The sequence below is a fragment of the Pilosibacter sp. NGB245 genome, from assembly GCF_057397225.1.
In genome coordinates this window covers 1,419,904-1,434,098 of the sequence record NZ_CM171584.1, presented here as the reverse complement: position 1 = coordinate 1,434,098, position 14,195 = coordinate 1,419,904, and the positions used below count along the sequence as shown (strand labels likewise).

At 51.2% G+C, this 14,195-nt stretch carries 9 protein-coding genes; all 9 read right to left on the bottom strand.

All coding sequences use genetic code 11. From position 1 onward, the window contains the following. Nucleotides 1–70 precede the first annotated feature (70 nt). Nucleotides 71–1,051 (bottom strand): ABC transporter permease, encoded by a 981-nt coding sequence (locus ACXMYH_RS06540; RefSeq protein ID WP_486555739.1) that lies wholly within the window; start codon nt 1,049–1,051, stop codon nt 71–73. After that, nucleotides 1,048–2,136, bottom strand: coding sequence for an ABC transporter permease (locus tag ACXMYH_RS06535; protein ID WP_486555738.1), 1,089 nt, complete (start codon nt 2,134–2,136; stop codon nt 1,048–1,050). The genes ACXMYH_RS06540 and ACXMYH_RS06535 overlap by 4 nt, the downstream gene beginning before the upstream one ends. Next, nucleotides 2,129–3,667, bottom strand: coding sequence for an ABC transporter ATP-binding protein (locus ACXMYH_RS06530; protein WP_486555737.1), 1,539 nt, complete (start codon nt 3,665–3,667; stop codon nt 2,129–2,131). The genes ACXMYH_RS06535 and ACXMYH_RS06530 overlap by 8 nt, the downstream gene beginning before the upstream one ends. 207 nt (nt 3,668–3,874) lie before the next feature. Next, the gene (locus ACXMYH_RS06525; protein WP_486555736.1) at nt 3,875–5,131 is read right to left on the bottom strand and encodes a BMP family ABC transporter substrate-binding protein; all 1,257 of its coding nucleotides are present in this window, start codon (nt 5,129–5,131) and stop codon (nt 3,875–3,877) included. 233 nt (nt 5,132–5,364) lie between these two features. Continuing rightward, complete coding sequence (gene rlmD / locus ACXMYH_RS06520) at nt 5,365–6,768, bottom strand: 23S rRNA (uracil(1939)-C(5))-methyltransferase RlmD (RefSeq protein WP_486555735.1); 1,404 nt, start codon at nt 6,766–6,768, stop codon at nt 5,365–5,367. A gap of 259 nt (nt 6,769–7,027) precedes the next feature. Further along, nucleotides 7,028–7,363, bottom strand: a complete 336-nt coding sequence (locus tag ACXMYH_RS06515) for a DUF4366 domain-containing protein (protein ID WP_142411173.1) — start codon at nt 7,361–7,363, stop codon at nt 7,028–7,030. A 641-nt stretch (nt 7,364–8,004) separates the two neighbouring features. Continuing rightward, nucleotides 8,005–10,365, bottom strand: coding sequence for an ATP-dependent helicase (locus tag ACXMYH_RS06510; protein ID WP_486555734.1), 2,361 nt, complete (start codon nt 10,363–10,365; stop codon nt 8,005–8,007). A gap of 272 nt (nt 10,366–10,637) precedes the next feature. Continuing rightward, nucleotides 10,638–12,377, bottom strand: coding sequence for a dihydroxy-acid dehydratase (ilvD, locus tag ACXMYH_RS06505; RefSeq protein ID WP_486555852.1), 1,740 nt, complete (start codon nt 12,375–12,377; stop codon nt 10,638–10,640). Between the two features lie 77 nt (nt 12,378–12,454). Beyond that, entirely contained in the window at nt 12,455–13,810 is a 1,356-nt protein-coding gene (locus tag ACXMYH_RS06500) for a GntP family permease (RefSeq protein ID WP_486555733.1), read from the bottom strand. Nucleotides 13,811–14,195: the final 385 nt, after the last annotated feature.

Sequence of the window (14,195 nt, the reverse complement as noted above, 5' to 3'; positions counted from 1 at the left end):
GACTCGCCGCTCAAGCGGCGGGAATATGGTGCGCATTTCTTTCATCATATCAATTTTTTTTCTATCCTGCCTATCTCTCTTCCCTGAAGTACGGCTGTCCGAGTCCTGCCGGCGGCTGGTTCTCTCTCTTTCTCCGGAAGCTTGTAAAGATCAGGACAATGATCGTTACCAGGTACGGAAGCATCTTGAAGATCTCCTGTGCACTTCTTCCAACACCCGGAAGATAGAGATACAGGATGTAGAGTCCTCCAAAGAGGATGGATCCCCAGATCGCATTTAACGGTTTCCATAAGGAGAATATGACAAGGGCAACCGCAAGCCATCCACGGTCACCGAACCCATTGTTGGTCCAGGTTCCGCCGGAATACTCCATGACAAAGTACAGTCCGCCGAGACCGCTGATCCCGCAGCCGATGCATGTCGCGAGATACTTATACAATGTAACATTGATGCCCGCCGCATCCGCAGTCGCCGGATTCTCACCGACTGCGCGGAGATTCAGGCCTTTTCTCGTCTTTGCGAGGAAAAACGCGAGCACACATGCCAGGATAATGCAGAGGTATGTCATAAATCCGTAGGAAAACAGCACCGGTCCGATCACCGGGATCTGGCTCAGCACCGGGATCGACTTTGTATAAGCTGCACCAGTTGAGGTAACGGAGATCTGACCGACACCGCCCGCAAGAGCGGAAAGGGAACCGCCGAAGAAGTTTCCGAAGCCTGTTCCGAAGGTGGTCAGTGCAAGCCCCGTCACGTTCTGGTTTGCGCGCAGAGTGATCGTCAGGATACTGTAGATCAGTCCGCCGATGATGCCCGCAAGAAACGCACAGAGGAAGGAAATGATAAGTCCCACAAGTCCGTTCGGAGCCGGATTTCCGTTCTCATAGAAGAACGCGCCCATGAGGCCTGCAATGCCGCCCATGTACATGACACCCGGAACACCGAGGTTTAAGTTACCGGATTTCTCCGTCACGATCTCGCCGAGTGCACCATAGAGCATTCCAATACCCTGTGCGATCGCTTTCTGAAGGAAAATGATGATCACGCTCATTTTGTATGTCCTCCTTCCTCTTTCTTCTTGAACTGGATCTTATAGTTTACAAAGAATTCGCTGCCGAGGATGAAGAACAGGATGATCCCCGTGATGACCTCGGAGGCGTTCTCATTTAAGTTGAACTGGGAGGCGATCTGACCTGCGCCCTGCTCCATGAAAACCAGGAAGAAGGAGATCACGACCATTGTAAACGTGTTGAATTTTGAGAGCCATGCGACGATGATCGCAGTAAATCCGCGTCCGCCCGCCGTGCTCGTGGAGATCGTATGGCTGGAACCGCTGACGATGATAAAGCCTGCGAGACCACAGATCGCACCGGAGATCGCCATCGTGCGCATGATGACCTTCTTTACGTTGATGCCGACGTACTTCGCCGTATTCTCACTCTCGCCGACAACCGAGATCTCGTAGCCCTGTTTGCTGTACTTTAAGTAACCGAACATGGCAACAGTAAGCACGAGGACGATCACGACGATCCATCCGTAAGCCAGTCCGGAGAATGCCGGGAGCCAGCCGAGCTTTGTCTTGGAGTTGATGATGCCGACGGTGTTGGAACCTGCCGGATTCTCCCAGAAAACGATACAGAACGTGATGATCTGCATCGCAACGTAGTTCATCATCAGGGTAAACAGCGTTTCGTTCGTGTTCCAGTGCGCTTTAAAGAATGCCGGGATCAGTCCCCAGATCATTCCTGCAACGATACTGCCGACCACCATCATCGGGATCAGCTGCGCCGTTCCGAAATGGTCAGCCCCGTAGATCATGATCGCCGCGGAGACGCAGCCGCCCATGAGGACCTGTCCCTCCGCACCGATGTTCCAGAACCGCATCTTGAACGCCGGTGTCAGACCGATCGCCACGCAGAGCAGGATCAGCGCGTCACGGATCGTCACCCAGGCACGTCTCGATGTTCCGACAGCTCCGGAAAAGATCGCCTTATAGACTTCCACCGGATTTAATTTTGTGAGTGCAACGATCACCACCGCGCACACGACCAGGGATAACAGGACGCCGATCAGCCGGATCATGAGCGCTTTCGCGAAAGGCATTCCGTCCCTTTTGGAAATATGGATACTACTCATCTTTCTTCTCCTTTCCGGTCTTTGTCATAAGAAGTCCGATCTCCTCTTTCGTTGTAGTTCTCGCATCCACGATTCCCGAGATGGAACCGCCGCAGAGAACGAGGATCCGGTCACAGAGTTCCAGGAGAACGTCCAGGTCCTCTCCGACACAGATGACTGCAACGCCTTTCTCCTTCTGTTCATTGAGCAGGTTGTAGATCGTGTAGGAGGAGTTGATATCAAGTCCGCGGACCGGATATGCAACCATGAGGACAGTCGGATTTGAGGAGATTTCACGTCCGACAAGGACTTTCTGGACATTTCCTCCGGAAAGTCGTCTTACCGGTGTCGTCGTTCCCGGCGTCACGATCTCCAGACGGCGGATCAGATCTTCCGCCAGCTTTTTCGGTGTATTCCGGTCAACAAAGAAGTTATGTCCGTTGTTGTATCCGCGGAGCATCATGTTGTCAGTGATGTCCATGGAGCCGACAAGTCCCATTCCGAGACGGTCCTCCGGAACGAAGGACAGGTGGATCCCGAGATTCCGGATCTCTGTCGCATCCTTTGTCGCAAGGTCGATCCCGATGCCGTCCGGCGGGTAGTACATGACGGAACCTTCAGATGTCTTTTCAAGTCCCGCGATCGCCTCTAAAAGTTCCTTCTGTCCGCTTCCCGCAACACCGGCGATTCCAAGGATCTCGCCGCCGTATGCACTGAAGGTCGCATGATTTAAGGTCGTGACGTTCTCCGGATTTATGCATGTCAGATCCTGCACGAGAAGACGTCTTGTGAGATCTTTCGGTGCGGAGCGTTTGATGTCAAGGTCCACTTTCTGGCCTACCATCATTTCGGTAAGAGATTCGGAAGTCGCATCCTTTGTCTCGACGGTTCCGATATATTTTCCTTTTCGCAGGATCGCCACGCGGTCGGATAAGGACAACACTTCATGAAGTTTGTGCGTGATAATGATGATGGAACGTCCATCCAATCTCATATTTCTGAGGACTGCAAAGAGTTTCTCTGTCTCTTGCGGAGTCAGAACGGCTGTCGGCTCATCAAGGATCAGGATGTTTGCTCCGCGGTATAAGACTTTGATGATCTCGACCGTCTGTTTCTGGGAAACGGACATCTCGTAGATCTTCTGATCCGGATCCAGGTCAAATCCGTACTTGTCCACAAGACCTTTGATCCTTTTCCGCACCTCATCCATCTTTAAGACTTCTTTTCCCGGAAGTCCGAGGATGATATTCTCCGCTGCTGTGAGAACGTCAACCAGCTTGAAATGCTGATGGATCATGCCAATTCCCAGGGCAAACGAGTCTTTCGGAGATGCGATCGTCACTTCTTTTCCATCAACATAGATCTCCCCTTCATCCGGAAAATAGATTCCGGACAGCATATTCATCAGTGTCGTCTTTCCGCTTCCGTTCTCACCGAGAATGGAAAGGATCTCTCCTTTTTTGACGGTCAGACATACCTTGTCGTTCGCCACGACGCTGCCAAACCGCTTCGTGATGTTTTTTAATTCAATTGCGTTATCCTGTGCTGCCACGAACAGACCTCCCACGTAATTTTTTCTGGTCCTTTCCGCCCGGACCATTAGGCGAAAAATAGCGAAACTGTCGTATTCCAGCAGTTTCGCCTGTATCTCTTTTTGAGATTGGAACCGGCACCCGGGTTCTGTATTTTACAGTCCTCCGGATGCCGCTCCTCTCATACAGACAGGAATTTCTATCAACTTCCTGCCGTTTCATTCATATTACGCCTGGCTCTCGATGCCGTCGATGATGATATCGAAGGACGGAGCGGAAGCTTTCTCGGACTCGTGGAAGTAACCGTCATAGATGTAATCTTTGTACTTGTCCATGAGCTCTGCGTCATCCTCGGCTTTCTTGCCGTTTACAGTCCAGGTGTCAGTAGCGAATACCTTGAGGTCGCCGCTTGCGATGGAGTCCTCAACCTCTTTGACCTTCTCTGCTGTTCCTGCTGCAACTGCGTTCTCATTTAACTCTGTGAGCTTGTCTGCACCGTCTGCGAATCCACGGCACCAGTCAGCCGGGATCTCTGTTCCGTCAACTACGCTCTGTGCTGCGAATGTGTAGTAGATGCCCCAGTCCATGGATGCGGATGTAAGAGCCTGGGTCGGAGCGGTTGCGATCATGGAGATGTTGTAGCCGACACACGGAACGCCTGCTGCCTCACATGCGGTCGGAGCACCTGTTGTATCTGCGTGCTGGGAGATCAGAACACAGCCGTCCGCGATCAGAGCCTCAGCTGCCTCTTTCTCAAGATCGAAGCTTGCCCAGCTGTTTGTGTATGTAACTTCCATATGAGCCTCCGGGCAAACGGAACGCGCGCCGAGGAAGAAGGATGTGAATCCGCTGATAACCTCTGCATACGGGTAAGCGCCGACATAACCGATCTTAAGATCCATGGACGGATCTTTCTCTTTCATCTCGTTTAATTTCATTCCAGCAACTACGCCAGAAACATAACGGGACTCGTAAATATTTGTAAAGAAGTTGTGGAAGTTGTCAAGTCCGCTGGATGCCGCCTGAAAACCGGTCGCATGGCAGAACTGGACATCCGGGAATTCCTCTGCTGCCTGTTTTACATAGTCTTCCTGACCGAAGCTGTTTGCAAATACAAGCTGGCATCCCTGATCCGCAAGATCGACAGCTGCGTCATAAGCAGTCTCGTCCTCCGGTGTGTTCCACTTTACAATTAACTGGTCATCCTTGAGACCTAATGCTTCCTGCATCTTCTTGGCACCTGCGTAATGAGCTGCGGTGTAGCCTTCGTTCTCATCGCCGATAAAGATGAAGCCGACTTTCAGATCCGCCGGATCCACGCCCTCGCCGGTCGTCTCGGCTGCCGCCGCTGTCTGATCCGCTGCTGCCGCTGCGGTCGTATCTGCCGCTGCTGCTGTTGTCTCTGCTGTCTGGCTGCTGCCTCCGCAGGCTGTCATGGAAAGAACCATGGATGCTGCAAGAATGACACTTAACTGTTTCTTCATAATGATCCTCCTCGTTATAAGGTTGTTTAATAAATAAGCACAGAAACATTATCGCACCTTATAATGTTTTTTTCAACTGTTTTTGACAAAATTTTTAGATTATCTTTTTGATGATCCCTGAGTATGACAAAGAAGACTTTTTCAGCAGCTGACATGTGAACTGAACAACAACTGAAAAGAGCCGGAACTTACATCCCGACCCTTCAACTTTTTTATCTTATTCTTCGAACACTCTATTCGTCCGCACTTTTCTGCTTTTTCAATAAGCACACGGTCTCGATCCCGGTTGTTGCAGGGAACATGTCCACACAGCAGATCCGTTTTGCCGTGTATCCGCCTGCCTGGAGAACAACAAGATCTCTCGCAAGACTCGTCGGTTTGCAGGAAATGTAGACCATGTGATCAACGCCGTATTTGATAATCTTCGGCAGCGCCTTCGGATGGATCCCGTCTCTCGGTGGATCCAGGACGATGAGGTCCGGGCGCTCTTCCAGCGTATCCAGCACCTTCAGGACATCTCCGGCGATAAAGTCGCAGTTTGTAAGTCCGTTCCTCTGTGCATTGATCTTTGCAGCCTCAACTGCCTCCTCAACGATCTCCACGCCCGTCACATGTTCTGCCGCCGGGGCCAGGATCTGTGCGATCGTACCAGTACCGCTGTAAAGGTCGAATACCTTTCTTCCTTTCGTGTCACCGATATACTCGCGGGCTGTCTCGTAGAGAACTTCCGCACCCAGGGAATTCGTCTGGAAGAAGGAAAACGGTGTGATCTTGAATTTCAGCCCAAGAAGCTCTTCCATAAAGAAATCCTGTCCGTAAAGGATCACCGTGCGGTCACTCTGTACCACATCCGCAAGACTGTCATTCTCCGTATGGAGAATTCCGGCAAAGGTTCCTTCCAGATCAAGCGCAAGGAGTTTCTCTTTCCAGCCTTCAAGTAATTCTTCCTCGTTCGCTTCACTCTTCCAGGTTCCTTCCGTCTGTGTGGAAGTCACAAGGTCCACAAGGATCTCCCCTGTCTTCACGCCGCGGCGGACCAGGAGATGTCTCAGATATCCCACATGCGCCATTTTTTTATAAAATGTCGCACCCTGCTCCGTAAAATAGTCCAGAGTTGCCTTTAAGATCTTACAGCAGTCCGTATGCACCAGAACACACTGATCTACCGTCACGATATCATAAAAGCTGCCCCGTTTATGCATACCGAGTGTCATCGGACCATCCTTGAATTCATCTCCGAAGGAAAACTCCATCTTGTTCCGATACGCTCTTGTCAGCGGACTTCCCTTGATCCCCTCAAAATTGTAACCTTCCGGAAGGACCGGATCCAGGAGTGCACGGACCTGTCTCTCCTTGATCTTTAACTGCTCTTCATACGGCACGGTCTGGTATGTACATCCGCCGCAGTCTGCGCGATGCGGACATGCGCCCTCGGCCTTTTCGTAATCTGCCGGTGTTACCACTTTAAGAAGCCGTCCCTCACATTTTCCCTTTCTCTGCTTCGAGATCGCGATCTCCACAGTCTGACCCGGAAGCGCGTTCTTTACAACCACTTTCTCCTCACCGATGTGGAGAACTCCCTTGTTCGGGAAATCCATCTTTTCCACCACTCCGGTGTAAATCTCACCTTTTTTCATCTCTTCTCCTTCTGTCTATATAAAAAAGAATTTTCTGTTAAAAAAGAATGTGCCTCGGCATATTCTCGCGCCGAGCGCGGTCACTTGCGACAACCTTCATCTTCGCGCGAGTGTGCATCTTAGGCACGTAGTGCCTTTTTGTTTAACAGGAAGTTCCTGTTAAACAAAAGAGGCCGGGCAAGCGTACTCCCTGCCACAGCCTCTTTTCTGTCATGAGCACAAGACTTTTCGCACTGCCATCCCGGCAGTCCGCGAACTTTTAAGCCTCTGTCTCCTCGTCCTCATCTTTTTTCTCTGCTGCTTTTTCCACTTTCTTCGGAGCTTCCTCCTCATCCTCGAAGAAGTCGTCATCGAAATCATCGTCGAAATCGTCCTCAAAGTCTTCCAGATAATCCGGAGTGAAGAAACGATAAACCGCATACGCGATCGCTGCTACTGCAGCCACTGCACCGATGATCGCAAGAATCCAGAGAATACAGGTCTTTTTCTTATCTTCTTCTTCTTTTTTATGAAGCAGTTCGTTCAGTTTGGACGCGTTCATAAGTTCTTCCATTTTGCTGAGTGCGTCTTTACTCATCATATCGAATTTGTTCATTCTCGCACATCCTTTCTGTTTTTGCAGCTGTTTCGCTCTCCCGGAGCTTTCACGGCTGCCGCTCTCCTGGTCGAACATTTCCATTCAAAGCGATGTTTTTTAATAGTATACCATGCTTTTCTGATTTTTACTATCCTAAATTTTTGATCTCTTCATTCCAGCCACAGGATAACTGAAAAAACTGTTACCTGTAACAGGATTTTGCCGATGCTTCGCATTCCAAATCGGCAAAATCTGCGACCGCAACTGCATTATGCGGAATTTTCAGTTCAGAAAATTCCTATCCGCAAAAAGTAACCAAAAATCACCTGTTCTTTTCTACATCCTACGCATGGAGCCCTTCCCAAAAATATGGTAAAATTGAGTTGCTGTCGACCTCCAGCAGAACGGAGGTGGTAGTATGGAATACATAACTAGATTCCTTGTTTCTGTCATGGCAAGTGTAGTTGGCTACTATGTTTGCAAATGGCTGGACAGAAACAACAGACAGTGACAGCCTGAACAGTTCAGCTCGCTGTAAAGAGCGAGAAAACCCCCGGAGCTAGCACCTCCGGGGGTTTTCGGGTAGTTGTGGAAATATAACTGGATTCCTTAACTGTTATCTAGTATATGCGATTTCTCCGAAAAAATCAATCGCTAACTCAAAATTTTTTCAGCTTCGCAAACGACGCAAACATCTTTCTCGTTCCGACTGTCTCCCGGTCAAATTCGACCGTCACCTCGAAGTCTTTTCCGCCGTCCGTGATCGCTTTTACGGTTCCATCTCCGAACCGCATGTGATGAACCCGGTCGCCTTCGGAATAGTCAAGATTCTTTGGTTTTTCCACCGTAAACGCCTTTCCGAAGGCCGGCGTTGATGACGGTGTTCCCGATGTTTTTGACGCATACGGACTCTTGTATGCATCTGACTTCTGTCCGAACAGGCTCACACCGGACGGACGGTCCTTAAATCTTCCGGAATGTCCGCCTTCCGCCTTTCCCGACGCATCAGCGCTCTTCGCCCACGGAAGTCCCGCTTCCTCTGCCAGGTCCTTATATGCGTCCGCGGTCTTCCTCCACCCGCTCTTTGAATCGTCCTGATCCGGCCGCTCCAGGCAGACATCCGGGATCTCATTGATAAACCGGCTCGTTCTCGCATACTGCATTTCGCCCTTCACCATCCGGCTCTTTGCCGCCGTCAGGGTCAGCCGCTTCTCCGCTCTCGTGATACCGACATAGCAGAGACGGCGCTCTTCCTCTAACGCCTCCGGTCCCTCCATGAGCGACATCATGCTCGGGAAAAGTCCGTCTTCCATTCCGACAAGGTATACATACGGAAACTCCAGGCCTTTCGCAGAATGAAGCGTCATAAGGATGATCCGGTCCTCCGACTCATCCATACTGTCGATATCCGCAACCAGGGCAACCTCTTCCAGGAACTCAGAGAGATTCGGCTCATCCGCGCTCTCCCAGTAGGAGACAGCCTTATTGATCAATTCCTCGATATTTTCCAGTCTGGACTCGGCTTCCACCTCGCCCTCTTCCTTCAGCTCTTCCCGGTATCCGGTCTTTTCAAGAACCGCCTCGATCACATCTTTGATCGTTTTCTCTTCCCGCAGCATCTTTCGGAATTCACCGATCTGATCCGTAAACACGCCGATCTTTAACGCCGCTTTTCCGATCCCCGGAACCGCCTGAACCCGCTCCAGCGCCTCGTAGAAGCTCATGTCGTTCTCCATCGCGAACATGTTCACGCGGGCAACGCTCATCGCACCGATCCCGCGTTTCGGGACATTGATGATCCTCTGGACAGCCAGATCATCCCGGCCGTTTGCGATCGTCTTTAAGTAGCAGAGGATATCCTTGATCTCTTTTCTCTGATAGAAGTTCACGCCGCCCACAAGACGGTACGGCAGGTTATATGCGATACATTTCTCCTCAAACAGACGGGACTGGACATTTGTACGGTAGAGGATCGCGTAGTCCTTCCACGGACCGCCTTTTTTTACAATATCCCGTACCACCCATTCCGCCTCATCAAAGGAGGAGCCAAACTCCCGGAATACCGGTCTCTCGCCCACCTCGTTCTCCGTCCAGAGTGTCTTATCTTTACGCCCGGCGTTGTTCTTGATCACCTCGTTCGCGGAATCCAGGATCATCTTCGTGGAACGGTAATTCTGCTCCAGCTTGATCACCTTTGCGCCCGGGAATGTCTCCTCAAAACTCAGGATATTTTTGATATTGGCGCCGCGGAATCGGTAGATCGACTGGTCATCATCTCCCACGACACAGATGTTGCGGTATTTCGCCGCAAGCAGGCTGACCAGCTTAAACTGCACCGTATTTGTATCCTGGTACTCGTCCACCATGATATAGCGGAAGCGGTCCTGATAATACTCCAGGACCTCCTGCTTTGCCTGGAACAACTCGACCGTCTTTACGAGGAGATCATCGAAATCCAGGGCATTGTTCTTTTTCAGGCGTTTCTGGTATTCCATGTAGAGTTCCCCGATCCGCTGGAGTCTCGAATCGCCGTCCGCCTTTGCGCTTAGCAAAAACTCTTCCGGTGAGATCATCTCATTCTTTGCGGAGGAGATCACACCGAGAACGCCCCGCTCCTTTAGAACCTTCTGGTTCACTTCCAGATCCTTGAAGATCTGCTTCATGAGCGTCTTTGTGTCATCGGAATCGTAGATCGAGAAATCTGTCGTATATCCGAGATTTTCGATAAATCTTCTTAAGATCCGCACACAGAGGGAGTGGAACGTGCTGACCCATACGCTGTCCGCACCGAAATCCACGAGTTGGTTCACGCGTTCCCGCATCTCGCCCGCCGCCTTGTTCGTGAAGGTGATCGCGAGGATATTCCACGGTTTTACTCCTTTTTCTTCTATTAAATAAGCAACCCGGTGCGTCAGGGCTCTCGTCTTTCCGGATCCGGCTCCCGCCAGCACTAAGAGCGGACCTTCCGTGGTAAAGACAGCTTCCCTCTGCATCGGATTTAATGTATCATAATTGTTCATCCTGTTCCCCTTTCATGTTCCCGGATCCGGTCAGATCCGGACGTAATCTTTCCTTCCCGACCTCTCCCGCAACCGGAAGCATATATATGAATATATTACCACAGGAACACTCGTTCGTGCAATCCCCTATTCCAAAACCTGAAGCAAAAATCCGGGAACCGCGTTTTGCATGTCTCCATGCAGCCGCGTTCCCGGACTTTCCTTTTTTCCCTGCAGACACAGTTTTCGGTCACTGCAGAGGATTTATGATCTTCTCTTCCAGAAAATATTTTTTAAAACTCCAGATAAGCACCTTTCATCGGGCTTGCCGCATGCTCACTGAACATGCGGAGCACACCGCTCTTGTAGCGGAGCTCTCTCGGCTTCCAGTTTTTCTTTCTCTCAGCAAGGACTGCGTCGATCTCCTCCGGAGTCTTTCTCTCGCCCTTGATACCGATGATGTTTAACTTTCTCTCCATCACATCGATCTCGATGAGATCGCCTTCCTCAACGAGAGCGATCGGGCCGCCGTCTGCCGCCTCCGGGCTGCAGTGTCCGATAACCGGACCTGTGGACGCACCGGAGAATCTTCCGTCTGTGATGAGGGCGATGGAACGTCCGAGTTCCTTGTCGCTGCTGATCGCCTCGGATGTGTAGAACATCTCCGGCATGCCGCTTCCCTTCGGGCCCTCATAGCGGATGAATACTGCATCGCCTTTCTGTACTTTATGTTTCAGGACTGCATCGAGACACTCTTCCTCGCTGTCGAACGGTCTCGCCTTGAGGACTGCTTTGAACATTTCCTTCGGGCACGCGGTATGCTTGATGACAGCGCCTTCCGGAGCAAGGTTTCCGCGGAGAACCGCGATACTTCCATCTGTTCCGATCGCCTTGTCAGCCGGACGGATGATGTCCTGGCGTGTCACGGATGTTCCATAGCGCTCGTTGAACTTCTGAAGCCACTTCTCACAGCGCTCATAAAATCCGTTCTCTCTTAATTCCTTTAAGTTCTCACCGAGTGTCTTTCCGGTCACGGTCATGACATCCAGGTGAAGCTGATCCTTGATCTCCTCCATGATCGCCGGAACACCGCCCGCATAGTAGAAGCACTCTGCCGGCCACTTTCCTGCCGGGCGGATATCGAGGAGATATTTCGCACCGCGGTGGAGTCTGTCGAAGGTGTCGCCTGTGATCTCGATCCCGAGTTCATGGGCGATCGCCGGAAGATGGAGCAGGCAGTTCGTACTTCCGGAGATTGCCGCATGTACCAGGATCGCGTTCTCAAAGCTTTCCATGGTCACGATATCGCTCGGACGCATATTGTCCATCTTTGCGAGCTTTACGGCCTGTTTTCCGGCCTCTCTCGCATAGTTTAAGAGATCCGGGCTTGTCGCCGGCATCAGGGCACTTCCCGGAAGTGCAAGACCGAGAGCCTCTGCCATGATCTGCATCGTGGATGCAGTTCCGATGAAGGAACATGCACCGCAGCTCGGACATGCATTGTGTTTTGCCCAGTTTAAACGGTTCTCATCGATCTCTCCGCGCTCGAACTGTGCGCTGTACATTCCAAGCTGCTCAAGTGTCAGCATCTCCGGACCTGCGTTCATGGTTCCGCCCGGAACAACGACTGCCGGGATATTCACGCGGAATAATCCCATCAGGTTTGCCGGCATTCCCTTATCGCAGCTTGCGAGATAAACGCCCGCATCAAACGGAGTCGCGTTCGCGTGGATCTCGATCATGTTTGCGATCATCTCACGGCTTGCAAGGCTGTAGTTGATGCCGTCTGTTCCCTGGCTCTCGCCGTCACAGATATCGGTGCAGAAATACTTTGCGCCGCGGCCGCCTGCCTCTGCGATCCCTTTCTTTACTTCATCTACTAAAATATGGAGATGTCCACTTCCCGGATGGCTGTCGCCCGCGGTGCTCTCGATGATGACCTGCGGCATTGCAAGCTCTTCCGGTTTCCAGCCGGTACCGATCCTTAACGGATCAAGCTCCGGTGCAAGTTTTCTCATTTCCTGGCTTTTCAGACATTTCATGATGATTCCTTCTTTCTTTGTGTGGTGGGTATTATTGTGTATCTCATCCGGGCTGTCAACGTAAAATCTTACGCGAAGAATGAGATGATCAGCGCTACGATAAATCCTGTTCCGCCGACTAATGTCTCCATGATGGTCCATGTCTTTAAAGTCGTCTTCTCATCGATTCCGACAAGGGATCTTACCAGCCAGAAACCGGAGTCATTAAAGTGGGAGCAGACAGTCGCACCGCCTGCTACCGCTGCTACGGTACATGCGAGGTATAACGGGGAAAGCTCGCTGATTCCCGGAAGTGCTGCAACGATACCGGCCGCCATGGTCATCGCAACGGTTGCAGAACCAACGCTGATGCGGACAAGGGCCGCAATGATGAATGCCAGTACAACGATTGGGAGATTCATGGACGCAACTGCGTTTCCGATCACATCTCCGAGTCCGGAATACTGAAGTACATATCTGAGCACGCCGCCGCACGCTGTCACAAGAAGGATCAGACCGGTCGGCTCCAGGGACTTTGTCATGACCTTCTCAAGCTCTTTCATCGTGTATCCATGTCTTAATCCAAGACCGAACATTGCGGCAAGTGTCGCGATCAGAAGCGCTACAAACGGCTCACCGAGGAACTCGAAGATCGGAGCAACACCTGCAAGAGCCGGTACAACACCGCAGATGGAGTCCAGGATGATCAGCACTAACGGGATCAGGATAATTCCAACGATCAGTCCGAAGCTCGGAAGTTTGGATTCGTCGATCTCTTCCTGGTTCGCTACGCTCTCCGGAACCGGAACAAAATATTTCTTTCCGCAGATGGATCCCCATACCGGACCGGCAACGATCATCGCGAAGATTCCGCAGAAGATTCCGACTAAGATGACCCAGCCGAGGTCTACATTCAGCATTGTCGCTACAAGGACCGGACCCGGTGTCGGCGGAATGAACGCATGTCCGACCGCAAGTCCTGCGAGAAGCGGAATAACATAATGAAGGGAGGAACGCTTTGTCTTCTTCGCGAGTGAGAACGCAAGCGGGATCAGAATGATCAGTCCTGCATCGAAGAATACCGGCATCGCGATCACGAGACCTGTGATACCGAGCGCCCAGGCGGCCTTCTCATCACCGAACTTCTTTACCATCGTGACAGCGATGGTCTGCGCGCCGCCCGATACCTCTAAGATCGCACCGAACATGGATCCCATACCTACAAGCAGGGCAATTCCTTTTAACGTGTTTCCAATTCCATCATTTACTGCCGAAATAATGTCCTGTGTCGGCATTCCCGCGAGAAGTCCGATACAGATCGCACCGATCAGGATCGCGATCATCGCCTGAACATTAAACTTGATGATCAGGACAAGCAGGATCACCAGACCGATCAGGGCTGCCAGGACAAGGCGGGTCGGGTTGAGTACAACTCCTTCAGACATAGTGGATTTACCTCCCAATATATTTGTGTTTTTTGACGCGCGGCATCCGCATGATACCCCAGGACGGGACCGCGCTTGTGATGCATACCGTGAAAACCAGATGAGTACTGGAGCTTTCCGGCATTTTCATCAGACATCTCCGGGGATTCCGGCGCTTATTTTTTGTATTCGTCTGATGTCTTATGTCTATGTGCATAATCTAACATTTTTCTGTACTTTTTGCAATACATGTCTGATGTATTTTGGTTTTTCTCTTTTTCGCACAAAAAAAGCAGGGGAAAATTGTGCATTATTTTCCCCTGCAATCCTGCTGTTTATTCCATTATCACCATGATCCGGTCATTTCCCTGACGGAATCATCAGACTGATGATTCCGGTGTAGATG